The organism is Ferrigenium kumadai, from assembly GCF_018324385.1.
Taxonomy (GTDB): Bacteria; Pseudomonadota; Gammaproteobacteria; order Burkholderiales; family Gallionellaceae; genus Gallionella; species Gallionella kumadai.
On the sequence record NZ_AP019536.1, the window covers coordinates 668809 to 695589 of the forward strand.

Here is a 26781-nt window from a genome sequence, read left to right on the forward strand (position 1 = left end):
GAAATTCCGGCTTGGCTCCCCACCTAGGGCACATTCGAATCTATACACGAGGAGTGCGTCGCCATGCGTTTCGACAAGTTCACCACCAAACTGCAGCAAGCCCTGTCCGATGCCCAGAGCGTGGCGGTCGGCAGCGATAACCAGTTCATCGAGCCGCAGCACCTGCTGCTGGCGCTGCTCAACGACAGCGACAGCGGGGCGGGATCGCTGCTGGCGCGCGCCGGAGGCAACGTCAATGCGCTGAAAAACGCGCTGACCGATGCCGTGTCGCGCCTGCCCAAGGTGGAAGGCCACGGCGGCGAGGTGCAGGTCGGGCGCGATCTGACCAACCTGCTGAACCTGACCGACAAGGAAGCGCAGAAACGCGGCGACCAGTTCATCGCCAGCGAGATGTTCTTGCTGGCACTCACTAACGACAAGGGCGAGACCGGGCGGCTGCTCAAGCAGCACGGGGTGACACGTGCGCCGCTGGAAACTGCCATCAACGCTGTGCGCGGCGGCGAGTCGGTGGGCTCTCAGGAAGCCGAAGGTCAGCGCGAAGCCCTGAAGAAATATTGCCTCGACCTGACCGAGCGCGCGCGCATGGGCAAGCTCGATCCGGTGATCGGCCGCGACGACGAGATCCGCCGCGCCATCCAGGTGCTGCAGCGCCGGACCAAGAACAACCCCGTGCTGATCGGCGAACCCGGCGTGGGCAAGACCGCGATTGTTGAAGGCTTGGCTCAACGGATCATTAACGACGAAGTGCCGGAGACGCTGAAGGGTAAACGCGTGCTGTCGCTGGATATGGCCGCGTTGCTGGCGGGTGCCAAGTACCGCGGCGAGTTCGAGGAGCGCCTGAAGAACGTGCTCAAGGAACTGGCGCAGGACGAAGGCAAGAACATCGTGTTCATCGACGAGCTGCACACCATGGTCGGCGCGGGCAAGGCCGAGGGTGCGATGGATGCGGGCAATATGCTCAAGCCTGCATTGGCGCGCGGCGAGCTGCACTGCATCGGCGCGACCACCCTGGACGAATACCGCAAATACATCGAGAAGGATGCCGCGCTGGAACGCCGCTTCCAGAAGGTGCTGGTGGATGAGCCGTCGGTGGAATCCACCATCGCCATCCTGCGCGGCTTGAAGGAAAAATACGAAGTGCACCACGGCGTGGAGATCACCGACCCGGCCATCGTCGCGGCGGCGGAACTCTCGCACCGTTACATCACCGACCGCTTCCTGCCGGACAAGGCCATCGACCTGATAGACGAGGCCGCATCGCGCATGAAGATGGAGATCGATTCCAAGCCGGAAGTGATGGACAAGCTCGAGCGCCGCCTGATCCAGTTGAAGATCGAACGCGAAGCGGTGAAGAAGGAGAAGGATGAGGCCTCGCAAAAGCGTCTGGGCCTGATCGAGGACGAGATCAAGAAGCTGGAGCGCGAGTACGCCGATCTGGAAGAGATCTGGAAGTCGGAGAAGGGGGCGGCACAGGGTGCAGCCACCGTGAAGGAAGAGATCGACCGCGTGCGTGCCGAGATCATTCGCCTGCAACGCGAAGGCAAGCTGGAGAAGGTGGCCGAGCTGCAATACGGCAAGCTGCCTCAGCTCGAAGCGAAATTGAAAGAAGCCGCGCAGCGCGAGGCCGAAGGCAGCGCGCAGAAGAACAAACTGCTGCGCACCCAGGTCGGGGCCGAAGAGATCGCCGAAGTGGTCTCGCGTGCCACCGGCATCCCGGTGAGCAAGATGATGCAGGGCGAGCGCGACAAGCTGCTGCATATGGAAGACAAGATGCATGAGCGCGTGGTGGGTCAGGACGAGGCGGTGCGCCTGGTGTCCGACGCCATCCGCCGCTCGCGCTCCGGCCTGTCCGACCCGAACCGTCCGTATGGCTCGTTCCTGTTCCTGGGCCCCACCGGCGTGGGCAAGACCGAGCTGTGCAAGACGCTGGCGAGCTTCCTGTTCGACTCGGAAGAGCACCTCATTCGCATCGATATGAGCGAGTTCATGGAGAAGCATTCCGTCGCGCGCCTGATCGGTGCGCCGCCCGGCTATGTGGGCTATGAAGAAGGCGGCTACCTGACCGAGGCCGTTCGCCGCAAGCCGTACAGCGTCATCCTGCTCGATGAAGTGGAGAAGGCGCACCCGGACGTGTTCAACGTGCTGCTGCAGGTGCTGGACGACGGCCGCATGACCGACGGGCAGGGACGCACCGTGGACTTCAAGAACACCGTGGTGGTGATGACCTCCAACCTGGGCTCTCAGATGATCCAGCAGATGTCGGGCGACGATTACCAGGTGGTGAAGCTCGCGGTGATGGGCGAGGTGAAGACCTATTTCCGTCCCGAGTTCATCAACCGCATCGACGAGGTGGTGGTGTTCCACGCGCTGGACGAGAAGAACATCAAGTCCATCGCGCGCATCCAGATGCACGGCCTGGAGAAACGCTTGGCCGCGATGGAGATGAAGCTGGAGGTGAGCGATGCAGCGCTCTCCGAAGTCGCCAACGCGGGCTTCGACCCGGTGTACGGTGCGCGCCCGCTGAAGCGCGCGATCCAGGCGCAGATCGAGAATCAGCTCGCCAAGGCCATCCTCGAAGGGAAGTTCGCTGCGAAGGACACCATCAAAGTGGACTGCAAGGGCGGGGTGATGCGGTTCGACAAGGCGTGAGGGAACTCCTGCCCGGGGAATTGGCCGAACTAGTCCGACCGGCGAAGCTGGAATTGAAGAAGGAAACGAGGAACCGTCGCCGGTCCATGTAACGATCAAAAGGAGGTCATCATGCAGATCCCTTTGCAAATCACCGTACGTGACGTTCCCCAATCCGAGGCTGTCGAGGCGCGCATCCGGCAAAAGGTGGATAAGCTCGAAGAGTTCTTCAGCCACATCATCTCCTGCCGGGTGGTGGTGGAGGCGCCGCACAAGCACCATCATCAAGGCAAGCAATACACCCTGCGCATCGACATCGGCGTGCCCGGCCACGAGATCGTGGTCAATCGCGACCATCACGAGGACGTGTTCGTCGCCCTGCGAGACGGCTTCGATGCCGCCAAGCGCCAACTTGATGAGTATGCCCGCCGCAACCGGCGCGAGACCAAGGTGCACGCACCTGAGCGCGTTGGGCGCGTGCTGCGGCTCTCCCGGGAGGAGGGCATCGGCTTCATCGCCGGACAGGACGGCACCGAGCATTACTTCGATCGCGCGAATGTCGTGAGCCCGCGCTTCGAGCAGCTGAAGGAGGGCGACGAGGTCAAGTTCATCGAGGAGATCGCGGGCGAGGGGGCGCAGGCGAAGCGCGTGAGCATCGGCCATCACCACGAGCCTGAATAGCAACGGTTAAGCCGGGGCCGGCGATGGCTACTCCCCACCTCAATGAATACCAGCGCAAGCGCGATTTCCGTCGCACTCCCGAACCGTCTGTTACGGCTCCGGCAGGCGCGGCTCCGGCGGTGCAGCCCCATCTCTACGTCATGCACAAACATGCCGCCCGGCGTTTGCATTTCGATCTGCGCATCGAGCAGGACGGGGTGCTGCGCAGCTGGGCACTGCCCAAAGGTCCGCCGTTGGACAGCGGCGAGAAGCACCTCGCTGTCGAGGTGGAGGATCACCCGCTTGCATATGCCGAGTTCGAGGGCACCATCCCCAAGGGCGAATACGGCGGCGGGACGGTGATGCTGTGGGATGTGGGGCTGTGGCAACTCAATGGCCGCAACGACGACGAGCAGATCGACTTCATCCTCACCGGGGCTAAGCTCAAGGGAGCCTGGACCCTGGTGCGCATGCGCGACTGGGATGTGCACGGGAAGAACAAGCAGTGGCTGTTGATCAAGCGCACCGACCACCCGCAGCACACCCTGCACCCCGATGACCTGAGCGTGGCAAGCGGCCGCAGCATGGAGGAGATTGCCGCGAACCGCGATCCTCACGAGGCAGGAACATCCCCACCGCAACGCCCAGCTCCACCAATCGCAAAAGAACTCCCCGGCGCCCGCAAGGTACCTCCCCCCGCCACCCTGCCCCCGCAGTTAGCCACCCCCAGCGAGAGCGCGCCGTCCGGCAAGACCTGGCTGCACGAGATCAAGTTCGACGGCTATCGCATCTTGGCGCACATCGAACACGGCAAGGCGCGCCTGATGACGCGCAACGGCCACGACTGGACTGCGCGATTGCGAACTCAGGCCAAGCAACTGGAAGCATTGCCGGTGCAGCAGGCCATCCTCGACGGCGAACTGGTGGCGCTCGACGCGGGCGGCGCCAGCAGCTTCCGCGAGCTGCAGGAGTCGCTGAGCCGCAAGCAAAGCGCGCAGCTGACCTATCAACTCTTCGATCTGGTCTATCTGGACGGGCACGATCTCTCTGCGTTGCCGCTGGCCGAGCGCAAGCAGGCGCTGGCGCAGCTGCTGCAGGCGGCAGCGTTCGAGCCCGGCGGAGTGGTCCGCTATTCGGACCATGTGCAGGGACAGGGGCCGGAGTTCTTCGAGCAGGCATGCATGCTGGGTCTGGAGGGCATCGTCTCCAAGCGCGCCGATGCGCCCTATCGCAGCGGGCGCAGCAAGCTCTGGCTCAAGGCGAAATGCGGCCGGCAGAACGCCGAGTTCGTGGTCGGCGGCTACACGCCACCCGCGGGTGCGCGCAGCGGCTTCGGTGCGTTGCTGCTTGGCACGCCGCGCGATGGACTGCTGGAATATTCGGGGCGGTTGGGCACCGGCTTCAGTGCCCGTCAGCTCGAACAGCTGCATGCGCAACTGCAGCACGATGAGATCGACCACTCGCCCTTCGCTTCCTCGCCCATGCTGCTCAGTTCGCGCGGCGTGCACTGGGTGAAGCCGACGCTGGTCGTCGCGGTCGAGTACGTCGAACGCACGCGCGATGGCCTGCTGCGCCAGCCCAGCTTCGTTGCGGTGCGCGAGGATGTGGAGCCCGGCGAGATCGAATCCATCGGCGGCGCCACGCTGGAAGAGGCCGCGCGCGCGAGCACTACGCAAGCGCGGCACGCAGGCACCGGCGCGGTGGATGTCGCAGGAGCCGAGCTCACGCACCCCGAACGCATCCTCTACCCGGAACAGGGCGTGACCAAGCTGGCGCTGGCTCGCTATTACGAATCCATCCACGAATGGGTGCTGCCCTATCTCGCGCAGCGCCCGCTGGTGCTGGTGCGCTGCCCCGAGGGACGCCCACAAGGAGATGGACAAAAAGGCTGCTTCTACCAGAAGCATCTGCCCAGGACGCAGGCCGGTTCGGTGCCGCGCATCGCGATCCGCGAAGAGGATGAAGTTCGCGACTATGCCTATGTGCGTTCGCTTGCCGACCTGCTGGCGCTGGTGCAGCACGACGTGCTGGAGTTCCACCCTTGGGGCTGCCGGGTGGAAGACATCGAGCACCCTGACCTCCTGGTGTTCGACCTCGACCCCGCGCCCGAGGTGGCGTGGAGCGAGGTGGTGCGCACGGCGCGCGAGTTGCGCGAACGATTGCAGCAGCTGGGGCTGACCGCCTTCCTCCGCACCACCGGAGGCAAGGGGTTGCACCTTGTGGTGCCGCTGCAACCCCGCGCGGACTGGCACACGGCCAAGGAATTCGCAAAGGCGGTAGTGGAACGGCATGCGCACGAGGAGCCGCGCCTGCTCACCACCAGCGTGGCCATGGCGAAACGCCGCGGGAAGATCTTTCTCGATTACCTGCGCAACACGCGAGGCTCGACCGCCATCGCCAGCTACTCGCCGCGCGCCCGTCCGCGCGCGCCGGTGGCAGTGCCGCTGCGCTGGGATGAACTGAGTCCTGCGCTGCGCTCCGACCACTACACGGTGGAGACGCTGCCGCGCAGGCTTGGGGCGCTGAAGGCGGACCCGTGGGAAGGGTTCTTCGAGGCGGCGGTGCCGCTGAGTGCGGGGATGCTCAAGGCGGCGGGGGGCAACCACCGCAAGTTGTAGGAGCGGGCCCTGCCCGCGATATTTGCCTGGTCGCGGGCAGGGCCCGCTCCTACGGTCGTTCAACCAAGGTGGAGCCGTGGCGAAATGAATTTGTCAGGGAAGGAGGTGCAAGATGAGTATCCGTGCCATGTGGAAAGGCGTGATCCGTTTCGATTCGGTCCGCGTGCCGGTGAAGCTGTACGGCGCCGTCGAGGACCGCAACGTGCACTTCCGGCTGCTGCACCGACAGGACATGGAGCCGGTGCACCAGCACCTGGTCAACGCGGAGACAGACGAGGTGGTGCCTTATGAGGAGATACGCCGCGCCTACATCACCGAAGCCGGCGATCGCGTGCTGCTGGACAAGGCGGAGCTGGAGGCGCTGGAGCCGCAGCCTTCGCGCGACATCGAGATCGTGAGCTTCGTGCCGCTGCAAGCGATCGACCATCGCTGGTACGACCGCCCCTATTATCTGGGGCCGGACGAGAACGATGCGGCATTCTCCGCGCTGGCCGATGCGCTGGAAGAGATGCAGGTGGAAGGCATTGCACGCTGGGTGATGCGCAACAAATCTTATATGGGAGCGCTGCAGTTGTATCAGGGCTGCCCCATGCTGATGTCGCTGCACCACGCCGAGGAGGTCGTCCCGGTGGAGGCATTGAAGCCGCCCGAAGGGCCGCCGCTGGACAAGCGCGAGCTGGGGCTGGCGCACCAGCTGATCGAGATGCTGGAGTCCGAGTTCCAGCCGCAGGAGTACCACGACGAATTCCGCGACCATGTGCTGGAGATGCTGGCGGCCAAGGCGCAGGGCAAGCAGGTGAAGAAACACGTGCCCAAACCGCGCGAACCGAGTATTGATTTGAGTCAAGCGCTGGAGAGCAGCATTCGGCAAGTGCGCAAACAAGCGTGAGGTGTGACATGGCAAAAGACGACGACACGAACCACATCGAAGAAGAGGAACTGGAGCAGGAGCAGCCGCGCGCCTTCTGGTCGGGCATCATCGCTTTCGGCCTGGTGAGCCTGCCGGTCAGCCTGTATCCCGCGCACAGCGGCAAGCTCGCGCTGAAGATGGTGGACGCCAAAGGCACGCCGCTCAAGCGGGAGTTCTACTGCGAACACGACAACCGGCCGCTGGAACCGGACGACATCGTGCGCAGCTACGAGATCGAGAAGTACCACTACGTGGTGGTCGAGGACGAGGAGCTGGAAGCGCTGGAACCGAAGCGGTCGCGCGAGATCGACTTGAAGCGCTTCGTGCCGCTCAGCTCGATCAACCCGGTGTATTTCGAGCGCGCCTATTTCCTCGTCCCCGACGGCGATACGACCAAGGCCTATCGCCTGTTGGCGAAAAGCATGGAGGATGAGCACAAGGCCGGCATCGCGACGTTCGTGATGCACGGCAAGGATTACCTGGTAGCGATCATCGCCGAGGGTGGCATTCTGCGCGCGGAGACGCTGCGTTTCCACGACGAGCTGCGCACGCCTGAGCAGGTGGGGCTGCCTAAGCTGCAACATGCCGACAAGAAGGCGGTGGAGCAAATGCGTGTAGCAATCAAAAAACTGATGCACAAACAGCTCGATCCCGAACTGCTGAGCGACCCGCACACCGTGAACCTCAGGCAGCGCATCGAGGCGAAACTCAAATCCGGCACCGATGTGCTGAAAGCGCCGGAGGAACCAGCACCGGCAGAAGCCGCCGGCAACGTGATCGACCTGATGCAGGTGTTGAAGGAGCGGCTGCAGGGGCGGCAGGCTCATGTATCCAAGCCGGAGCGTGCTCCGACGCGGGGGAAACCGCGGGGCCGGTAGTACGGGAACTAGAGGTTCACATGGTCTTCTTGAGCAGCGTGCGCAATTTTTTCAAAGTGCGGGTGTTCAGCACATCGTGTTTTTCCAGCCAGCCATGCCTGCCCAACTCCGTAGTGGACTGCACGGCGCAAAAGGCCGGGCAATCAGGCAAGGCGTGATGCAATGAATATAAAGAGCGCCCCCAGACAGGTAAGCCCGATGAGAATTGCGGTAACGGGCGCATGCTTGTGAGAGTGAGCTTCGGGCAGAATGTCCGAGGCGCCGATATACAGAAGGAAGCCGGTGAAGAATCCCAGATAGAGCATCAGCATGGACGGCGACACATGGATAAACAGGGTGGAGACCGTTCCCAGGACAGGAGCGGCCGAATCCAGCAGAAGCATGGCGATCGCATGACGAGTGGTATTGCGGTTGACCAGCATCAGGCTCACCGTGTTGAGGCCGTCGCAAAAGTCGTGCGAGATCACGGCAATGGCAACAAGGACCCCGGTCGATTGGGAAACCTGAAATCCGAGGCCGATCCCGACGCCATCCATGAAGCTGTGTCCGGCAAGGAAAAGGGCCGATAGAACACCTACCCGGGGATGATGGTGTGTGGCGTAATCGGCTTCATGGACGTGGTGGATCAACAGAAATTTCTCAAGGCTGTGAAAGAGAAGAAAGCCGACAACCAATGCAACCATTGATCCTGTCGCGTCAATTCCTGAGTCGCGAGAAAGCCTGAAGATCTCAGGAAGGAGTTCGAAGCTCACGACGCCCAGGAGCACGCCGGCAGTGAAACTGAGAATGAAGTGCAAGCGGTCGTGGAACTTGAGCGCAAAAAAACCGCCGACACAAGTCGAGAAGAAGGTCGCTATTGAAAACAGTATGGCGCTCATGGAACCAATGAGTGATTTATCCGGGGGGGACTTGATGCCATTTGATGCCCTCGCGTCACTTGATGGGGACGAACATATCTTACGCGACTGGAGGCGCTACGGAAGTAGGGCTACCCTGCGCCGCCACTGTAGTCTTGCCTACACACTACTGCTCATTGCGGGGTAATGGGCAAGGTAGCTTCGCCGCGAAGGACACAATTCAACGCCAGCATAGTCGCTGGTTATTCGCGGGGACGACGAAGAAAAAGCCCGGCAGTGCCGGGCTTTTTCTCGTTCCTTTGTGACTGACTATGGTCCGTCTTCGATGGTCGCTTTCGCTATCAGCGTTCAATGATGAGTATTTTCGGGAGCGATCAGGGGTTGGACATCGTGCGCATGTTTCTTCGCGCGTTTAGCCATCCTCTTTTCCTTCGGCGTCATCAGAGGCTCCTTTTTCATGTCTTTATCCCTAATGGAGTGATGTGACTTGGGCATGATTGAACTCCTTATCGTGGTTAAGGAAGGCTCATGCTACTCCAATATTGCGCGGATGTCCTTTGGGCTGGCTCACGCCCATGATCGGCAACTCTTCGCGTGGTAAGTCGAGTGCTTCCAGCACCTTGAGCGCCGCGTAGGCGTCGTTTGCAGCGTAGAGCATTTGCTGCGAAGTGAGTCGGGGCTGCGACCAGTTGGATGTGGTCACATGCCGGGACTTGGCGAAGCGCTTCTTCAACACCAGTCCCACCGCCGCGCGCACGCCCATTTCCTTGTGGTAGCCGTCCATGCTGAACACCGTATTGAGATCCACCACCGCGTTGAAATTCACGCCCAGTTTCGCGTGGATATGTTTGCTATCCGATCTCAGGCCGAAGCCGACCTTGAGCAGAAGTTCCGATTGCAGCAACTCGATCAGGAAAGGATGCCCGTCCGCTTGATGCAGCTGGAACAGGTAAGCCTTGTCGTGCAGCGCGAACTGCACCACATGCGGCCCCTTGCTCACTTCGCCCGCGACGAACGTCGGCTTGGATTCGGTATCGAATCCGACGATGCCTGCAGCCATGATCTCGGCCGCGGCGGACGCGAACTCTTCCGTGCACGCCGGCACATGGATGCGCTCCAGCGTGAGACCGGCAAACGGCTCCATCAGCGCGATCTCAGGTTTGCTCGGGGCGGTTTTTTTCATATGGGGGATAGTTGTGTTGAATTGAGTGGGCTACTTAATAGCAATGCTGAATAGGCCGTCATGCCTGCGAAAGCGGGTATCCAGCCTATCTGATTATCTGGACGGATTTTGACTTGTTCGGCATTTCCTTCACCGCCCGCGCGCGCAACTGCCCGCATGCCCCTTCGATCTCCTGTCCCGCCGAATCGCGCAACTGGGTGATGATGCCGCGCTGCTTGAGCGTGCCGACGATGCGTGCCAGGCGTTCAGGGGAAGGGCGACGATAGTCGAGGCCGTCCACCTCATTGAACGGGATGAAGTTCATGATGGCGTACTTGCCGGTAAGCAGCTGCACGATGCGCTCCAGCTCGGCGTCGCTGTCGTTCACGCCTTCGATCAGCGTCCATTGGTATTGCGTGGGATAGTGCGTGGCGCGCGCATATTCCTCGCAACGCTCCACCAGTTCCTCCACCGGGATGCGCGGCGCATTGGGCAGCAGCTTCGCGCGCAGCGCATCGTCGGTGCTGTGCAGCGAGAGCGCGAGCGCGGGTTTGACCGCCTCCTGCGGCAGGCGCTCAAACACCCGCAAATCCCCCACCGTCGAAAGCACCAGATTCTTGTGCCCGATGTTGCCTTGTATGCCGAGCACCTCGATCGCTTCAAGCACGTTGTCGAGATTGTGTGCCGGTTCGCCCATGCCCATGAACACCACCTTGCTCACGGCGCGGCGTCTGCGTGCGAGCGCCACCTGCGCGACGATCTCGGCGCTGCCGAGCTGGCGCAAGAGTCCCGCGCGGCCGCTCATGCAGAACACGCACCCCACGGCACAACCGACCTGCGTCGAGATGCACAGCCCGCCGCGCGGCAGCAGCACGCTCTCCACCATCTGACCATCGTGCAGCTCCACCAGCAGCCGCGCCACTTCGTCGTCGGCGGGATATTCCCCGTGCAGCCGCGCCAGCCCGTCCAGCTCCGCCTCGATGGCGGGCAGCTCGTTGCGCAGCGTCGCCGGAAAGAAAGTCTCTGCGGGGCTGCCTTTCCTGTCGTAAGAGCAGACTTGGCTCCAGCCGCGCAGCACACGGTCCTCGTGGCAAGGCTTGGCGCCGAGATCGCGCAGGCGCTGGCGAAGCTGGGAAATGCGCGTCAGGGAAGGAGAAGCGGGAATCAAAGTGACTTGGAGAGGGTTGCGGGAAAAACAGTGCTGATTTTACCTGAAGCTACAACCGGCCGTGCGGCGCGTGACCCCGTGTTGGGGCCACGCGATCTTACCGCGCCGGATCCTACTTCATCGCTTTGGCCGGCATTTCCCTTACCGCTTTCAGCGCGTCGTCGGGCGAGATCTCGGTTCCCTTCGCATCCACATAATGCATGTCCCAGGCACCGTCAGAATAGAAGAAGAATGTGCACTTTTCCTTGCACTGGAATTGGTGGACGTGCCGAGATGGCAACTGGACATAGCTTCCAGCCCGGAGTGTTTGCGACGGGCCATCCTTTATCTCCACTCGGGCTGTGCCGCTCACGATCATCAGATTTTCACCTGCAGTATGCCAATGCCAGGGGAGCGAACATCCTGTAGTCAATTTGGCGAGGATGATGAACGCTCCTTTCGCTGGATCACCGGCCTGCACGGAGCCTGAGGCGCAGGTCGGCAGCGGGGGGAGCGGTCCGAACTTCATCTCCGCCATGTTACGTGCCGCTGGTTCGGTAGCGGACACCTGCGCATGCGCAAGACCTGGCAGACACAGGGCCAATGACACGGCCAGCATGGGGAACGACCATTGGTTTGATTTAGTCATTTCTTTTCCCTCCTGTATGAGAGATTCGGTTGAGAAGGTTGCTCGCATGGTCAGGCAACCGCTTTGCGTAACCAGCATTTGCTGAACGCCATTGCACCCGTGAAATATAGTTGAACCGGCAAACATATCAATTCGCATTGTCATGTATATGGAATCAGCAAGTGACTCGAGTCGTTACCTTGTCGCCCGACCTGGCGCCGGGATCGCGCTTAAGGCGAGTGGGCGGAAACCTATGCATCCGCCTTCGTTCTAATACGTGAACTTTTCAGAATGAAAAGGAACGATCATGAACCGTACCTTCAAACATTACCTGCTCGGATGCGTTTGCCTCATGGCCAGCCAGGGGCCGGCATGGGCAGCGCCTGCCGAACAGACGGCGGTGTTCGCCGGTGGCTGCTTCTGGGGTGTGGATGCGGTGTTCAAGCATGTGAAGGGCGTGTCGAAAGTGGTGTCCGGCTACGCCGGGGGCAGCGCGGCGACCGCGACCTATGAGCAAGTGAGCAGGGGCGACACCGGGCATGCCGAAGCCGTGCAGGTCAGTTTCGACCCGGCGAAGATCGGTTACCGGAAATTGCTGGAAGTGTTCTTCAGCGTGGCGCACGACCCCACCCAGCTCAACCGCCAGGGGCCGGACTACGGAACCCAATACCGCTCGGCGATCTTCTACGCCGGCAAGGACCAGCAGCAACTCGCGCAAGGCTACATCGGCCAACTCACCGCCGCGCGCACCTACGCCGCTCCCATCGTCACCCAGGTCGTGCCGCTAAAGCAGTTCTATCCCGCCGAGGACTACCACCAGAACTACTTTGCCCAGCACCCCTACCAGCCGTACATCGTGATCAACGACAGACCCAAGGTGGAACAATTGCGCAAACGATACCCGGGGTTGTATCAATAGGACGTTCGTATCGTTTGCCAAAGAGAAAGCCCGGTGATGCCGGGCTTTCTCATGGAAGGCGCTATGTGGTAGCTGTTGCACTTTCCGTACCCCGGCAGATTTATTAATCTGCCGGGCATGGGCAAAACAAGAACTCCCCCATCTCTGAATTGGCTTATCAACAAGCGAGCCAGATTGCTTGGAGAAATAAATAAATTGCAAAAGTCGCTCCCCGAGCGACTAGAAAAAGCACAACTCGAGGTTGCGCAAGCAGAAATTAGATTAGCGCAGGCTAAGGAGCAATTGGCCTACGAGAAAACAGTTGAAGCCAGAATTATCCAAGCGTTACATGCAGACTTGCAGGCGATCGATACCACCATCGGAATGCATGAAATTCTGATAAATCCTGCGAGCATTCCACCAATACGTTCCCATAGTACTAAAAGGATTTTGCCTTATGGCGAAATTACGAGATGCGTATTTGACTGTCTCAAGTATGCCGGGGGCGGTCCACTATCAACACTCGAAATAGCGGCGTTCATTGCATCTAATAATGACTTGGAACTATCTGGCGAAAGCTTCCGAACGTTAGGCGATTGCGTCCGCCATCGGCTAAAAAATTTGCGTGCAAAAGGTAAAGTTGAACGTGTAAATGAAACGAAAGGACCAAATAAAGAAGGGCTATGGGCGCTTCCCAGAGATGTTACGCAGCCGGTGCCTGCATGGCAGCCCAAAGTAACTCACCGTCGCGCTTAAAACCTTGCCAGTATCCGCGCCACCACTTGGACAGTCCGTGCGAAAAAGTTGCCTTTAACAGGGACTCGAACTTCTGCCCATGTGTTTTGCGCCGCACATCCTCCCGCCACGCCATTTCGACAGCAATATCCGCCATATACTTCGGTTCTATTCGGTGCGACACACCTTTGACATGGCGTCTCAACCTTGAAAAATAACTCTCCGCCTGATTATCGTTGATACCATCGACGGTAGAAAACTCCACTGCATGCTGAACCGTCTTATGTTCGTACCAACAGGAGAGTTGGTTGTACGCTGGATTTTCATCGGTCATCACTAGCGAACCTGGCTTGATATAGGTCCGGGCAAGCTGGATGGCATCGACTTCATTCTCCGACATGCTGATTGCCACAATAGTTTTTGTGGCACCGATCTTGGGATCCGGGTGTAATTCCCGTAGCACCATGACGACACGACGCTTCTGGAAACGACGAGCATTGGCCAAGCTCCTACCTTTACGTTTTTTCTTTTTCAGAAGTTTATCCTCCACATGGGCCGTGATTGCTGCATTGGAGTTTGTCCGAAGCCGGCCATGACGCGGACGCCCACCAAAATGTCCGCCATCGATTTGTACGACACCTGTAAGTTGAACTTGTGGGCGCGATGCCCACATTACTTCACGCAGTTTGCCCACAAAGGCTTGCGCGGTCTTAACCTGAACATTCATTTTGCTCGACAGCGCATGCAGGGAAATTCCATTTGCGCTGGATATATATTCTGTTATGCCTAGCAGTAGACGCTTGAATTCAAGTTTCCGATCCTGGAACGGAGTGCCAGTTGTAACCGAGAAATAACCATCACAATCTGCGCAACGCCATTGCCTTCTTGTTCTGCGGTAATAATGGCGTCCAATAACACCGCAATGCGGGCACACGACTTTATCGCGATCTCCCCATCGGCGACAGTGAAGTCGCGCAACCCAGATGATTTAAGAAAGTGTTGAGCCATTCGCTACCAAGCATGCGTACCTGCAGCCATGCCATTTCAGGGGCGTAAGCGGCCTCGCCCTCAAAAACAACAGGCCACGATTCACTTGATCCGTGAATAAAAATCACCAGCTTTAGGCGTAAAGAATCCCCTTTCGGGTAGTTACACCGAAATTCAGGCGATGCTGGAAATGAAATTTGGCTTGACGCTTGGAGGGGGGCTGAACGATACTTGCTTTGCGAGAGCGGGTGGCGTCAGCTGCCCAACAAAAGGGACAAGCCGAAAGGTTTGTCCCTTTTACATTTTCGCCCCCTGTATTTTTCCCTTTTGTAGGGTGCGGCCAGACTCTGCCCGGTTTGGCGCGCTTAGGTCATTCCGTAAGTGCAAAACGTCGCGGATCATCCTGATTTGTGCAGGATGAAGGCTTTCCATTTCACCCCAGAGCTCATAGACCATCCTGAACACATCTGCCGAAGCGTCACTAGGGAGTACGTATTTGCGTTGGGATTCTTGTACTACCTGACGTAATGCCGCCTGTTCTTCGGCATCCAGATTTAATCCCATGATGAGCTTGGAGACGAACTCTTCGTTAGGCGGTCCCTTCCTGCCTATTTCCAAACCGGAAATGTAACCCTGCTCGTAGCCGATCAGGTTAGCGAGCTCCCTCTGGCTGATGCGATAGCGCCTGCGCAGGTCGTGGAAATAAATTGAGAAAGGGTTCAAGGAAAACCATTCGGATAAATATTTATGCCCGAAGGTTATAAGTAGCAAGCCCGGAAGTCAAGAGCAAATAACAATATAACACATTGATTAATAGTGTAAATGTGCAATATCTATATCAGTCCATACGCTTTCATTGTTGAATGCCCCCTGAATAAATCCACTCACATTAACCACGCTAGCAACAGATTCTGCTCCCTCTGATTTCTTTCGAGTAGGCTCGGCGCTAATGTCACACGCTTGCGCAAAGCAATGGAAACGTGAGAGAATTTAATCGTCCATTAATTAAAAATATTATATCCATAATAATTAGCCACTTACAAATATGTCGGACGAAGTAGAGGAAGTTAGAAATGATTTAGCCCAGCTTGTGAGGCTGGCACTGGCAGAGCAAACTGAAGATGTTCGGTTATTTGTCGCCAGGCTAGTTCGCAAGTACCGCAATGCTGCCCCAGAACTGGCTGAGCAGATGGATTTGTATTTGCGCGCAAAAACACCAAGGTCCGGTCCTCCGTTGCGCAAAGTCTCTCGCCCCCCCGTGATCGACCAGCCAGCATTCCCGGTTGACGATGAATCGCGTTTGTCGCTCCTGAAGGTGTTTAAGGATGAGCCCAATTGCGAACAACCGTTGTTGGCGCATGATTTAGAAGAGAGCTTGATCCAGTTGATACAAGAGCGTCGCCAAGCTGAGCGCTTAACGTCATTAGGGCTGCATCCGACTCGCTCAGCTATCTTTGTTGGTCAACCTGGTGTTGGGAAAACATTGACAGCTCGGTGGTTGGCAGCTCAGTTACGCGTTCCACTATACGTGCTCGATCTGACCGCCGTTATGAGTAGTCTGCTTGGTCGTAGCGGCAGCAATCTACGTACCGCGCTAGATTTTGCCAAACGCACCCCTTGCGTCCTATTGCTGGACGAAATTGATGCCATTGCCAAGCGTCGTAGTGACGACACAGATATAGGTGAGCTGAAGCGGCTGGTTACTGTCATCCTGCAGGAGGTAGACGAATGGCCCGCCACTGGTTTGTTGTTGGCTGCAACCAATCATCCAGAGTTGATTGACCCGGCGCTGTGGCGCCGTTTCGACTTGGTAGTTAAATTCGAGTCTCCTGATCTGCCCGCTGTCAAACAAGCTATTAAACGATTCCTTGGGCCGGACTATGCACTGTTTGGTCGCTGGATTGACATCCTGGCTTTTGCGTTCAATGGCGAGTCGTTCAGTGACATTGAGCGCGATATCAGACGTTTTCGCCGCGCTCTAGCTCTTGGATCAGCTTCCGATGCAGACCTCATTGAGGAATTCATTAAATCTCGAACTTTGTCTCTGGATCGGCAGGCTCGCATCGATTTGGCCGTACTCCTAGTAAAACAGACCCGCCTATCCCAGCACACGGTATCTGATATTACCGGCGTGAGCAGGGACACAATTCGCAAATACAGTACTGAGCAGCAGCCAGCACCTAAGAAGTCCATTAAGAAGCCCATTAAAAAGCCAATTAAGAGGAGTTAATGCATGAGCCAAACAAATTTCCTGATCGGTCGCGGTGAACTACTGACGCATGACATAAAAGGGCCTAGGCGCATGCCAGGAAAGGCGGAGGTTTACACCTTGCAGCAAGCAATTCAGCGCTTAACCCCGCAATTTGATGGGACTGCTAAGGCTCTGGATGTTCTACCGGCGGATGCTTGTCCAGGTGACTTTGGTGTGGCGCGCCTCACTATGAATCCTAGCTATATCGCTCGTTCTTTTTTTCCAGCGGCGATACTTCGGTCGGTTGGGTTAGAATCTGTCGGCAGCCGTACAGTTAAGGTGACGCCGGAGGGATGGACTAAGAAAAGCATTCCCCGAGAATGCACCACAACCGAATTGTTCGTCGCGGGCAAACGCGCAGCCTTTCGTAATTTGAAGGCATGGACCCAACAGGTCGAATCCGGAACGGATGAAGCACTAGATTTGGCTCATATCGAAAGATTCTCTGAGTTTTCCCCAAGAGAGCGTATTGTCGATTATGGCAGCGATAAGGACTACTTCTTCGAGGTGGGCATCCACCTCCTACCTAATGAGGATCGAACTTTTGTTCAACGAGCTTTTGCCAAATATGCCAAGGGCATGGAGATCAAGGTACATGGAGACCTAAGCTTCACAGCAGGTAATTTGTGGTTTGTTCCCGTGGAAGGCAAGTCCGAGCAGATCGAAAAATTGGCGGCCTTTGTATTCGTTCGTGTCATCCGTCCTCTCCCAAAATTGCGTGGTTTGCGCCCTGTAGCTCGCACCGGAGGCATCTCAGTTAGCTGCACACTTCCAGCGGAAAAGCCCCTGTCATCGGAACCCAAGGTTGCCATCCTCGACGGCGGCCTTCCTAAAGAGCACGCGCTTACCCCTTGGCTGGGCACTTATCGGGTACTCGATGAAAAAGCGGAAGATGATCCGGAAGGTCTTGAACACGGATTGGCGGTAACCTCTGCTTTTCTCTTCGGACCAATTCAGCCAAACGGCATTGCCGCTCGTCCATTTTCCAACGTAGACCACTTACGCGTGCTCGACAAGGATGCTTCCACAGAAGACCCTTTGGAGCTTTACCGTACACTTGGCCTTGTCGAAGAAGTGTTGCTTTCTAGACATTATCAATTTATCAATCTGAGTTTGGGACCAGACCTACCGATTGAAGACACAGATGTGCACGCCTGGACATCGGTAATTGACGAGCTACTTGGTGACGGCGAAACCTTCATGACTGTTGCCGTCGGCAACAATGGCATGATGGATCGTGCCAGTGGCAACGCACGTGTACAGGTTCCTTCTGATTGTGTAAATGCTGTTGCGGTCGGTGCGGCCAACGACACCGAAGAGCATTGGGCACGAGCCCCTTATAGTGCGCTTGGTCCCGGCCGCAGCCCGGGCGTGGTCAAACCTGATTTGATGGCTTTTGGCGGTGATGCGAACAAATATTTCCATGTTCTGGCACCCGGCAACAAACCCACGCTGGTGCCACAACTCGGCACTAGCTTCGCATCCCCATATTTATTGCGCAGTGCTGTTGGTATCCGTTCAATTCTTGGAACCGAATTGACGACATTGGCAATCAAGGCTTTGCTGGTGCATGCAGCCGACCCAGCCAAGCATGACAAGGTCGAAGTAGGTTGGGGTAAATTGCCCGAGGATATAATGAGCATCATTACCTGCCCATCCGGCGTGGCTCGTGTCGTCTATCAAGGAGAGCTGAAGCCAGGCAAATATTTGCGTGCAATGCTGCCGCTGCCTCCAAGCGGACTAACCGGCAACATCAAACTTAAAGCAACTTTTTGCTATTCCTCCCCGACAGATCCACAAGATGCGGCAGCCTATACTCGTGCCGGTCTAGAAATTGTATTTCGCCCCAATGACGCGAAGATCAAAGACGGCAAGGCAAATGCCGATACGAAAGGTTTCTTTGACATGAAGAAGTTCGCTACCGAGGAGGAGCGACGCGCCGACATGGGTAAATGGGAGACTGTGCTGCATGGCGAAAAAACCATGCGTGGCAGTACATTGAACAACCCGGTTTTCGACATTCACTATAACGCTCGGGAATCTGGTGGCAAGGCAACTGGTGCTGAAAAGATACGATATGCACTGATCATTACGGTTGAGGCGCCAAAGCATGCAGACCTCTACAATGACATCCTGCGCGCATATGCAAAGACATTGGTTCCGATCCAGCCTCAAGTATCGCTGCCGATTCGGACTTAAACTAAAAAAGATGGAGACAAGGAAAATGCTGAGGTAATGCTCTTGGGCTCGGCTAATTTTTCTTGTTCGGTTTTCTTTCCGTAATAGCCGCAGACACTGCGTTCTGGAAAATCGAAATATAGCGTTGGATGATGTGGCTACTCACTTGGAGAGCCGGTGTGCCATTACCATTCGATGCGATAACGGGAAGAAAGGATGGGAGTGGCATCAGACAATTTGCCCCATGATATCCGTCTAATCGCGGCTGTTTCGCGACTGATTGATATTCATCAGAGTCGACGCGATTCGGGGGGAGCCTACGTTCCTGAAGTTCCGGACAAGGCTGGCTCTAACTTGTTTCTCGCATTGGTACTCATCGATGTGTTGCATGAGATCGAGATGGATCGCGGGATCGGTTACTGTCCAATCAATGAACTCGCTTCCAGACTGCGCAAGCGTTACCCAGAGATTTTGATTTCGGATATTGAGTTTGCAATCGCAAACCTGAAACAGGGTCGGGAGATTCACTATGGAGTGCCGGATGAGTCAGGTAATGTAAGTTACGCGAGGACTTGGGACACCACGCCCTTAATTGATGTCCAGGAAGGTTTCTCCCAGATTCAACTGACCGAAAACGCTAGGCTACTGCTGCGAATTTCGGCCATGCGGGAAAGTTGGCTTTATAGTGATCTGGATGCGGACCGCCTCATTAAGGCTCTTGAACGAGGCCAGTTTCAGGACATCCCTGAGTTTTGTCGAGCCATGAGCCTGGACTTGGCCGCCAAAAGCAAGCAATTATCCGGGGTGCTTGAACGCCCTTCGCTTGCAGAGTTGCGTGGCATGCTAATCGCGGAAGGTGAACGTATCGCAGAGGCATTAAATGCTGCTGCGCTAACGATCAGTCAAGCAATCGAACGCGCGTTCAGCCCAGCGATTCGAGATGCCTTTGATGCTTGGTCTGAACGCCACCAGGCTCGATTCTATCTGGGAAACCTTCAGGCGGAGATGGAGTTGGTGCTTCAGAATGTAGAGGCGCTTTCGCGGCGGTTTTTACAGTTTCTTGAGGTCGCCCAGAAGGTAAAGAACGATGGCGTTCAGTCCATACAGTTTTTGGAGATTGCAGAACGCCTAGTGATTGAGGGAAGTGAGTCTAGCATCAGTCGTATCGAGCATCTTCTGAGCGAACTGATGCCATGGGGAATTGAAACGCCATTTTTCCATCCCGGCATATTGGTTGGGGAGGCCGACTTAAAACCGGATTTCTCGACAGATACTCAACCATTACATGGTTTCACTGTTGACCCATCTGCGCTTGGAGCGTCATCGCGTTTTCAAGACTTTCTGAGGCGTAATTCCGAGTTGGTGATTTCACGCTTAAAGCACGGGCCATTGCCATTTAGTGAATTGATGACCATGACCGGGTTTAGCCTACAGGCAGATGAAACGCCGCTCGATTTTTTTGGGGTGTATGCATCTCCCGATTTATTGTCCACAGAAACGCAACGCATTGTCGTTGGACTAACCGACTTGGAAGCGCGTTTTACGCATTCTGGTAACGAAGTTGCATGTAGCGATCCGATGATGTTCTTGGAGGTAGACGATGACCCCAGCTGAAATGGGTATGGTTTTTAGCCTTTTGCTAAAGCACCGCGAGATTCATGGCAACCCGCCAGACCGCCCATTACGAGATGGAGAGATGGAGGCTGCACGAATTTTGGCTGATTGCAGTCAATCCGAATTACAGGATATCAACGAATTTCTCTCGGTTCAGGGCTTCACACTCTATATCCGTGATGGTCTGGAATTCGGGATTCCAGCCAAAGCAAGAATTCCAAATCGCATTTATGTTATGACACGTTTGCGAGGAGAGTCCTTGGCAGCTTACCTGGAGAAAAACTGGGTACTGGAACATATCCGAGATGGGCGGAGGCGCAATGCAAGCAAAGCAGAGCGTGTCGTGTGGTTGGCCCGGATGTGGCTTACCCTGCAATGGTTTTTCTATGAGCGAATTGATCGCTTGCCTTCTGAGGTAAGCCGCTACCGGGAAGCCTTGGTAAACGAAAAGCTTTTTTTGGAAACTCTCTCAAACGGCATTGAGCAACTTGGTAATGCTGGTCAGCCGGCAGGTGCCGAAGGGGTCGCTTGGACGCTTCTTTGGGAGCATAAGGAAAGCATGCCTATTTATGCAGGTCGCTTCCTGAAGGCGATGCTAACCGCTGGAATGATTCAGGATGCCGGCAATACAGGCGAATACCGGCAAACCTTAGTAGCTGCTGTAGATATGGCGGTAGTGGCCGAACATGAATTGGCCTATCTCATGCCTACCGACAAAAACACCGGGGTCGAACGCCGGACTCTGGAGTTGGTTCAGGGGCAAACCATTGTGGAGACAGATGATGCCGATCCTGCAGCGGATTGAAATCTCGAATTTCTTGAATAGTCGTCGCCATGTTCCGTGGCGTCCAGACTGGCCACACCAAATCTTTGAGCTAAATGGCGAGAGTTCGGCACTCAACATCCCGAATGGCAAGGGAAAGAGCACCATGTTTACGGCCATCCTGGCGATGTTGCTGCATCACGGAAAGTCGATGAAGGACATTAGGATGCGGTTCTTCTCCCCAACGCAATCCGGGCACTTTACTCATATTCGTATCCAAATCCAGATACCGAATCCGGGCGCAGTTCAGGATCTAGTAACCATGAGTGGGGGCGATATCGGTGGCCAACCTATGGTCTTTGGCATGTATGGCTATAGCGGTGAAAACGAGAAGCTTGAACTGTATGCCTACCAAGGCACGTTCGAGGATTGTCCTATCGCTTCAGTCCACAAAATGCACCACACATTGATTACCGATGATGCATTCCTCGGCCAACTAAAACAGTGCCATAGCTTGTTTCCGAGCAACGCCAAGGAACGCACTAAGCGGGCATGGCAAGCCTATGTCGAGGACTTCTTTGATACGGCCTCACTCAAGCAGCAGCTCGTTTATCAACTGCTACGCGGAGCTGAGGGCGGACATGGCTACTTTGAGGTAAATCCGCCCGCCGGAATGAACTACTCTGCAGCCGTGTTCTACGAACGTCTGGCTCCTGAGTTGCTGGCGGACGTTATGGGCGAACTTGGCGAGGAAGGAGAGCGTGGTATCGAGGATACGATTCATGAGAAAGTTTCTAGGGTAATCAGCGCCAAATACGAGACTGCCAGAAAAGCGGAAGAGCTGCGCAGGGCTGGCAATACCCTCCGGGAATTACAAGGATTGTTAGATGCATCATCCAAGCTGGACAGCGCACGGCAAGCCTATGACAAGCATTTAGTGAACTACTCAGTTGAAATGGCGGTGTTAAAGGATGTGGTTGAGGAGCGCCCCATTCCTGGTATTCCTTTGACTCCGCCAAAGACGCTTCCGGCACTTGCGCGCGCAATGATGCTGCAGGATGGGCAATGGTATATCCCAGATCGGGTAATGGCAGAGTTCACCGGAGAGCCACCAAGCGAAATAAATCGCCGTGCTCATGAGCGAAACGGCCTTGAGTTGACTCATGCTAGTCGAGCGCAAGTTATTGAATTTAATTGCCATATAAAAGTTCGCGATACTCGCGGAAAACCTAATCAACTCTATTCTCGCGAGGTTGCGCTTGCGCTCATCGGACTAACCAATAACTTCGGGCGTGATTGGACACGCGAGAAGGCGATCGATGCAATAACCACCTCCTTCGATTGGGTGGAGGCTAACGCTGACACCAATCCTGCGCGTGCGCTGCATATCCAAACGACAAAGCAGCTCGAAGCGAAGCAAGGTGAGTGGAAAACTCTGATGGAACTTTCCGCCGCTCACCAAAAAGAAAAGGAAGAGTTGCTCACTGAACAAAGTCAGGTCGGCGAACAGCAGGCGGAATACCGGCGCATGAGTCAGAGCAAGCTGTTTACTCAAGAGGAGTTAAACGCGCCAGCAGCAACCGGCAAGCTTGTTGCGGAGCAGCATAGTACGGCCGCCCAAACCTTGGAATCTCATCGAATTCGAGTAAGTAAGTTGGGCGACATCTATGCCGCGTGGAAAGCCTATGTGGCGGAACATGGGGAATCCGAGCCAGGGGAACGTGCTAAGAAGTTTCAATTGGCCGTGAACGCCGCCAAAGACGCCTTGAGAGAGGTAAGTCAAGCTATCAGCCAAGCCCGCAATGAGCGCACTACATTGGCATCCGCAGAAAAGATTGCCGAGAAAGGACTGCGCGACGCAGAGGCGAGGCTGAACCGTTATGTAGAGTCCGTGCCTGCTTTGCAGCGTTTCCAGGCAGAATTTGGAGATGTTTCCCCCATCGGGCTGTCAAGGAAAGTTTCCGATGCTTTCAATCAGGCTAATGCTCGCGTCGGGAGGCTTAATGGCGAACTGAGCAATATCCAGCCTCTAGTGGAAGCCTTGAAAACATTTCGTGGAGTACATGGCGATGTTGCCCCTGCACTATGGCTCAGTGATCAGCTCGCTCTCTGGGATCGTCTGGGGCGTGAAATCGGGCTGCTTAACGATGATTTGGCTGAAGCCACGCTCAAACGGGAGGCACTAAACAATGCAGTGATTGTCGCAGGCAAGGTGGCGCGCGAAGCTGCTGATGTTGCTGGAGGCAACTTTGTTCCGCTCCACGAGGCAATTTCACAGATGAAGGTGGGGCCGGAGCGCCGGTCTCAGGTGCTTACCCTATTCTCGGCCTTGCTGCATGCGCCGGTCTATGCGACGGAAACAGATGCAGCTCAAGCTGCTAAACGTCTCGATGATGCCGGAATCGAGGCACCTATATTCGTGCGCCCAGAGTTGGAGAAGTTCTGTCGCAACGGTGAAATTATCTGGGATGGGAGTAAATCCTATACCTGGCTCTTGGGCATCAAGACCCGTCAGGTGGAGTGCCTCCTTGATCCCTCTCTTGTTGAGCGAGAAAAGGAGTTGGCCGAAAATCGAATTGCCGACTTGGAGCATGAGATCGAGACGCGCAGCTTGGAGCGCATCCAATTCAACCCAGAGAGCGAAGCAGCTTCCATTGCTCGACAAGCGATAAAAGCGGTCGAGCAAAACCTGTCTGAGCGGTATGTGGCGATTATTGAGGAGAGAGGCGGGATTGAAGCATACCTTCCTGAACTTAAACGTCGTGCTTCTGCTGAAATGCTTGCCGATATTCAGCAAGTCGAACGCTTGCTGACAAGCTATGGAAAAACAACTGAGATTGAGTTGCGTGAGAAATACGACGAAGCTCGACAAATACACGAACAGTCGGCAGAGCGACTTCAACTTAACGATGAAGGCATTTCTTTGCATGAGACCACACAGGCTAATCTTCAGCAGGAACTGACAGAGGCTACCGTTGCGGCTGGCCAGGTTGAAACGCTGTTACGCATTCAGAAATTCATGGAACATGCGGAGGACAATCCATCGTTTATGGCTGGAGCAAGCGATGTGGAAAAAGAACTGTCCACAATATGGGAGGCCGCCGATGCTAAGAGCAGGTTCCGGTTTGACCTGGCCGATTTATTCGTCAAAGCTGGATATGAGCGGCCGCGCCAAATTGAGGAGCGACTAGGGCATCTACGTCAGGAGCAGGAGGAAATCCAGGATCACCTACTGCCCAAGTTACAAGAGGCCATCGAAGTCCTGCAAAATAAACTCATTGAGTTGAGCAGACAGGCTAGCGACATCGATCATTTTTCCCGTGAATTAATTCGTAGGTATAGAGAATTCCTTGCTGACCAGAACGAGCTGGTTGAAGTCAGTCGAGAACAGATTGAGTGGCATCCGCTTGGAGGTGCGGCTATTGGAATTCGGGAAGAGTCGGCACTGGAATCGTGCGCCCGCCTCGTAATCGATATTGCCGACGACATCGAGATGGAGGAGTCCTCTACGTTGCGACAAGCCATGAAGGAGGCCCGGTCTACTTACCAAGCGGTGAAGGCAGCATTTGTTTCCTTGGTCGAAAAGGTTCTGGTCGTCGCGGATCTCGATATGACCGAGCATGTCCGCACTGAGTTGCAGCGCGCTAAGGAAAACCCGGCTCTGGTCGAGCATTTGCATGCAGTGGCTCAAAATAACTACGAGAAAAATCAGGCTGCCAACGCAATTGCGTCTCAACACCTGGATGGAGAGTGGGCCAATCTTAGCAAGTGGCTGGAGTCATTTACCATGCGCTTGCCAGATAATCTGCGCACAATGAAATCGGTTTTCGGCCCGAAGCTGGACAAAGCAAGTGGAGCATTGTTGTCTGCTGGATTTGTCATCGAGGCGAACGAGGCGGATCGTAGTGACATCCGTGCAGTTCTTGACGAGGTGGTTCGGCTAGTCGAAAAATTCGAGACCACCAAGCGAGCGATGGAAGGTGCTTCCGCTGGACTTCGTGACCAAGCCATCCGTGGAGTCCGGGCGGAAATCCGCTCCACCTTTTATCAGAAGGTGATAGTCAATCCACGTATCAAGGTCTATATGCCATCGATTAGCACTCATCCACTGCCTTTGGAAAAGAACATGGTGAGTACTGGACAGGGTGTTGCCATGACTCTATTGTGGATTGTGAAAATGGCCGATTACGTTACTGAGCGTGAGCTCCGGCGGGTAACCACGAGTCGAGCCCAGCAGCGTCATCTCCATCCAACTCAATTCGCGCTGATGGATGGCGCCTTTTCAAGTCTGTCCAACAAGGGATTGATCAAGGATGCGCTGGACAGCATCAAGGGGACGCGCGGTAGATTCCAGCTGGTTATCACTGGCCATGATGAGAACTATCAGAATAATTTTGAGTATTTCCCGACGCTAATCGAAGCTCGAGAAATCAACGGCCAGTTCATGTATGCGGATTGCCAAACACGACGTCTCCTCGGCCCAGAGGAGGTGGGATCTCATTATGGTGCAATGGGGGTGTTGAGTATGCGTGTCGTGCCGCCTATGGCAAGCCAATAATGAGTATCGAGGATGCAGTCGAATGCCTGAAGGATGCCCTTATCAGGCGAATGGGCGGCAAGGCCTATCTTCGTCCGACCGGGCTAATTGAAACCTTAGCTGGGGACACTGACGAGTCCGCTCTTACGGTCAGGCAGGCCCTGGCGCGTTTGGTGAAGCAGGGATGGCTCGATGGTGTCGCGCCAGATGGAACTCCATTCAGGCAAGTCAGGATCGTTGGCCCTGCTCCTCAAAATGTACCAGATCCAGCAGAGGAGAACTGGCGAAGCGCACTTAATGGGTTAAGCCTAAGTGATGCAGACAAGAATGCGCTACTGCCGTTAGGAATAAAGCTCGCTGATTTCGATTTGCCGTCACTTCTTGGGATTGCGGAGGGACTTATACGGCTTCGATCTTCACTACCTTCAGAAACCGGCCGTCATCGTTATTTGGTGAGCGCCAAATACCTCCTTGGTTCGTCGAAACTTTTGGATTCCCTTCCATCCAACGCGCTTCGTCGCTTTGGGATTCCAATCGAGGAATTTCCTTCCCATCCGCTTTATGTCGTTGTGGCGGGGTGCGCAGAACCAGAGATGGTTGTTTTGGTGGAGAACCCCGCAGCTTTTGAGATGGCGATTACGACGCGGGCTGCGGCTCGATGCGCCTTTATTTCCACCTTTGGCTTTGGCTTGAGTAACGCAGCGGAGGATTATGGCAATCAGTTAGCGAGTATGGTTGAAGACCGTTTTGTGCATGCGATTACGTTAAGACGAGATGGAGCAGCGTGCCGGGGAGCAAATGAACTGCTGTCGCACAAGCAAATCTCTTTCTGGGGGGATATGGACCCTGCTGGGATTGCAATCTACCTGAGACTTAAAAAAGGTATTCCTAGCCTTCAGCTAAGTGCTTTATATGAACCAATGATTCCCTCGCTATCTGATCCAACAAAATCTCATCCATACATCAAAGCCACAGGCAAAGAGCGACAACAAGATATGCCGAAATCCAATCTGCTGAATGACCCATTAGCTTCGCATCTGCTTGATCTTTGTGCATCGCGCGGAGTCGATCAAGAGCAAGTATCTCCATCAGATGTTGAATCGTTCGCCGTTTCGTCGCTTGAGTTAAAACAACTTCCCCAACACACTTAACTCATTGATTTAAGTCAATGTGAATTTGCTACATAATTCCCCGCTTCCATATAACTAGCCCCGCACGATGCGGGGCTAGTTATTTGATTTAATGGAATTGTGCAACTGCTACCACATAGCGATGGAAGGTATTTCGATGCTGAGCTGATCCTAATAATTTGTAGGCTTAAATGGGATCA

General features: G+C 55.8%; 19 protein-coding genes. 13 read left to right on the top strand and 6 right to left on the bottom strand.

Annotation, left to right across the window (positions count from 1 at the left end):
- The first annotated feature begins 63 nt into the window (after positions 1 to 63).
- The 5 genes from clpB to ku (FGKAn22_RS03175) all read left to right on the top strand — a co-directional run bounded on the left by clpB (position 64) and on the right by ku (FGKAn22_RS03175) (position 7694).
- Positions 64 to 2649 carry an ATP-dependent chaperone ClpB gene (gene clpB / locus FGKAn22_RS03155; protein WP_212786534.1) on the top strand — a complete coding sequence of 862 codons (2586 nt, stop codon included), beginning with the start codon at positions 64 to 66 and terminating at the stop codon, positions 2647 to 2649.
- 111 nt (positions 2650 to 2760) lie between these two features.
- On the top strand, positions 2761 to 3309 hold the full coding sequence (locus tag FGKAn22_RS03160; RefSeq protein ID WP_212786535.1) for an HPF/RaiA family ribosome-associated protein: 549 nt from the start codon (positions 2761 to 2763) through the stop codon (positions 3307 to 3309).
- A gap of 23 nt (positions 3310 to 3332) precedes the next feature.
- Positions 3333 to 5906: a DNA ligase D gene (ligD, locus tag FGKAn22_RS03165; protein WP_212786536.1), complete on the top strand. Its 2574-nt coding sequence runs from the start codon at positions 3333 to 3335 to the stop codon at positions 5904 to 5906.
- Positions 5907 to 6018: 112 nt separating this feature from the next.
- Positions 6019 to 6795 (top strand): non-homologous end joining protein Ku, encoded by a 777-nt coding sequence (ku, locus tag FGKAn22_RS03170; protein ID WP_212786537.1) that lies wholly within the window; start codon positions 6019 to 6021, stop codon positions 6793 to 6795.
- Positions 6796 to 6803: 8 nt separating this feature from the next.
- Entirely contained in the window at positions 6804 to 7694 is an 891-nt protein-coding gene (gene ku / locus FGKAn22_RS03175; protein WP_212786538.1) for a non-homologous end joining protein Ku, read from the top strand.
- Between the two features lie 143 nt (positions 7695 to 7837).
- Here the strand turns inward: ku (FGKAn22_RS03175) and FGKAn22_RS03180 are convergent, their stop codons facing one another.
- The 4 genes from FGKAn22_RS03180 to FGKAn22_RS03195 form a co-directional block, all read right to left on the bottom strand.
- Positions 7838 to 8572 carry a ZIP family metal transporter gene (locus FGKAn22_RS03180; RefSeq protein WP_212786539.1) on the bottom strand — a complete coding sequence of 245 codons (735 nt, stop codon included), beginning with the start codon at positions 8570 to 8572 and terminating at the stop codon, positions 7838 to 7840.
- A 505-nt stretch (positions 8573 to 9077) separates the two neighbouring features.
- Positions 9078 to 9734 (bottom strand): 3'-5' exonuclease, encoded by a 657-nt coding sequence (locus FGKAn22_RS03185; protein WP_212786540.1) that lies wholly within the window; start codon positions 9732 to 9734, stop codon positions 9078 to 9080.
- An 85-nt stretch (positions 9735 to 9819) separates the two neighbouring features.
- Positions 9820 to 10881, bottom strand: a complete 1062-nt coding sequence (locus tag FGKAn22_RS03190; protein WP_246487445.1) for an RNA methyltransferase — start codon at positions 10879 to 10881, stop codon at positions 9820 to 9822.
- Positions 10882 to 10993: 112 nt separating this feature from the next.
- The gene (locus FGKAn22_RS03195; protein ID WP_212786541.1) at positions 10994 to 11509 is read right to left on the bottom strand and encodes a cupin domain-containing protein; all 516 of its coding nucleotides are present in this window, start codon (positions 11507 to 11509) and stop codon (positions 10994 to 10996) included.
- A gap of 286 nt (positions 11510 to 11795) precedes the next feature.
- On the opposite strand from FGKAn22_RS03195, the gene msrA reads away from it, so the two are divergent.
- Both msrA and FGKAn22_RS03205 read left to right on the top strand, forming a co-directional pair.
- A complete protein-coding gene (msrA, locus tag FGKAn22_RS03200) occupies positions 11796 to 12407 on the top strand; it encodes a peptide-methionine (S)-S-oxide reductase MsrA (RefSeq protein ID WP_212786542.1) in 612 nt (203 codons plus the stop codon).
- Positions 12408 to 12524: 117 nt separating this feature from the next.
- On the top strand, positions 12525 to 13142 hold the full coding sequence (locus tag FGKAn22_RS03205; protein WP_212786543.1) for a hypothetical protein: 618 nt from the start codon (positions 12525 to 12527) through the stop codon (positions 13140 to 13142).
- Here the strand turns inward: FGKAn22_RS03205 and FGKAn22_RS03210 are convergent.
- Together FGKAn22_RS03210 and FGKAn22_RS03215 are read right to left on the bottom strand one after the other, a co-directional pair.
- Complete coding sequence (locus tag FGKAn22_RS03210; protein WP_425513854.1) at positions 13090 to 14109, bottom strand: IS1595 family transposase; 1020 nt, start codon at positions 14107 to 14109, stop codon at positions 13090 to 13092. The genes FGKAn22_RS03205 and FGKAn22_RS03210 overlap by 53 nt on opposite strands.
- Positions 14110 to 14405: 296 nt before the next feature.
- Positions 14406 to 14831 carry a helix-turn-helix domain-containing protein gene (locus FGKAn22_RS03215; RefSeq protein WP_212786544.1) on the bottom strand — a complete coding sequence of 142 codons (426 nt, stop codon included), beginning with the start codon at positions 14829 to 14831 and terminating at the stop codon, positions 14406 to 14408.
- Positions 14832 to 15153: 322 nt separating this feature from the next.
- Between FGKAn22_RS03215 and FGKAn22_RS03220 the strand changes: the two genes are divergently transcribed.
- The 6 genes from FGKAn22_RS03220 to FGKAn22_RS03245 all read left to right on the top strand — a co-directional run bounded on the left by FGKAn22_RS03220 (position 15154) and on the right by FGKAn22_RS03245 (position 26602).
- Complete coding sequence (locus FGKAn22_RS03220) at positions 15154 to 16338, top strand: AAA family ATPase (protein WP_212786545.1); 1185 nt, start codon at positions 15154 to 15156, stop codon at positions 16336 to 16338.
- A 3-nt stretch (positions 16339 to 16341) separates the two neighbouring features.
- Entirely contained in the window at positions 16342 to 18558 is a 2217-nt protein-coding gene (locus FGKAn22_RS03225) for a S8 family peptidase (RefSeq protein ID WP_212786546.1), read from the top strand.
- Between the two features lie 201 nt (positions 18559 to 18759).
- Positions 18760 to 20151 carry a hypothetical protein gene (locus FGKAn22_RS03230; RefSeq protein ID WP_212786547.1) on the top strand — a complete coding sequence of 464 codons (1392 nt, stop codon included), beginning with the start codon at positions 18760 to 18762 and terminating at the stop codon, positions 20149 to 20151.
- Entirely contained in the window at positions 20138 to 20956 is an 819-nt protein-coding gene (locus tag FGKAn22_RS03235) for a hypothetical protein (protein ID WP_212786548.1), read from the top strand. The genes FGKAn22_RS03230 and FGKAn22_RS03235 overlap by 14 nt, the downstream gene beginning before the upstream one ends.
- A complete protein-coding gene (locus FGKAn22_RS03240) occupies positions 20931 to 25472 on the top strand; it encodes a coiled-coil domain-containing protein (RefSeq protein ID WP_212786549.1) in 4542 nt (1513 codons plus the stop codon). The genes FGKAn22_RS03235 and FGKAn22_RS03240 overlap by 26 nt, the downstream gene beginning before the upstream one ends.
- Positions 25472 to 26602 (top strand): Wadjet anti-phage system protein JetD domain-containing protein, encoded by a 1131-nt coding sequence (locus tag FGKAn22_RS03245; RefSeq protein ID WP_212786550.1) that lies wholly within the window; start codon positions 25472 to 25474, stop codon positions 26600 to 26602. The genes FGKAn22_RS03240 and FGKAn22_RS03245 overlap by 1 nt, the downstream gene beginning before the upstream one ends.
- Positions 26603 to 26781 lie beyond the last annotated feature (179 nt).

Excerpts from the sequence above, each read along its gene's own strand:
- FGKAn22_RS03245 (WP_212786550.1), top strand. The coding sequence starts at position 25,472 with ATGAGTATCGAGGATGCAGTCGAATGCCTGAAGGATGCCCTTATCAGG.
- ku (WP_212786538.1), top strand. The coding sequence starts at position 6,804 with ATGGCAAAAGACGACGACACGAACCACATCGAAGAAGAGGAACTGGAG.
- FGKAn22_RS03240 (WP_212786549.1), top strand. The coding sequence starts at position 20,931 with ATGATGCCGATCCTGCAGCGGATTGAAATCTCGAATTTCTTGAATAGT.
- FGKAn22_RS03160 (WP_212786535.1), top strand. The coding sequence starts at position 2,761 with ATGCAGATCCCTTTGCAAATCACCGTACGTGACGTTCCCCAATCCGAG.
- FGKAn22_RS03180 (WP_212786539.1), bottom strand. The coding sequence starts at position 8,572 with ATGAGCGCCATACTGTTTTCAATAGCGACCTTCTTCTCGACTTGTGTC.
- clpB (WP_212786534.1), top strand. The coding sequence starts at position 64 with ATGCGTTTCGACAAGTTCACCACCAAACTGCAGCAAGCCCTGTCCGAT.
- FGKAn22_RS03185 (WP_212786540.1), bottom strand. The coding sequence starts at position 9,734 with ATGAAAAAAACCGCCCCGAGCAAACCTGAGATCGCGCTGATGGAGCCG.
- msrA (WP_212786542.1), top strand. The coding sequence starts at position 11,796 with ATGAACCGTACCTTCAAACATTACCTGCTCGGATGCGTTTGCCTCATG.
- ku (WP_212786537.1), top strand. The coding sequence starts at position 6,019 with ATGAGTATCCGTGCCATGTGGAAAGGCGTGATCCGTTTCGATTCGGTC.
- ligD (WP_212786536.1), top strand. The coding sequence starts at position 3,333 with ATGGCTACTCCCCACCTCAATGAATACCAGCGCAAGCGCGATTTCCGT.
- FGKAn22_RS03205 (WP_212786543.1), top strand. The coding sequence starts at position 12,525 with ATGGGCAAAACAAGAACTCCCCCATCTCTGAATTGGCTTATCAACAAG.
- FGKAn22_RS03225 (WP_212786546.1), top strand. The coding sequence starts at position 16,342 with ATGAGCCAAACAAATTTCCTGATCGGTCGCGGTGAACTACTGACGCAT.
- FGKAn22_RS03220 (WP_212786545.1), top strand. The coding sequence starts at position 15,154 with ATGTCGGACGAAGTAGAGGAAGTTAGAAATGATTTAGCCCAGCTTGTG.
- FGKAn22_RS03235 (WP_212786548.1), top strand. The coding sequence starts at position 20,138 with ATGACCCCAGCTGAAATGGGTATGGTTTTTAGCCTTTTGCTAAAGCAC.
- FGKAn22_RS03195 (WP_212786541.1), bottom strand. The coding sequence starts at position 11,509 with ATGACTAAATCAAACCAATGGTCGTTCCCCATGCTGGCCGTGTCATTG.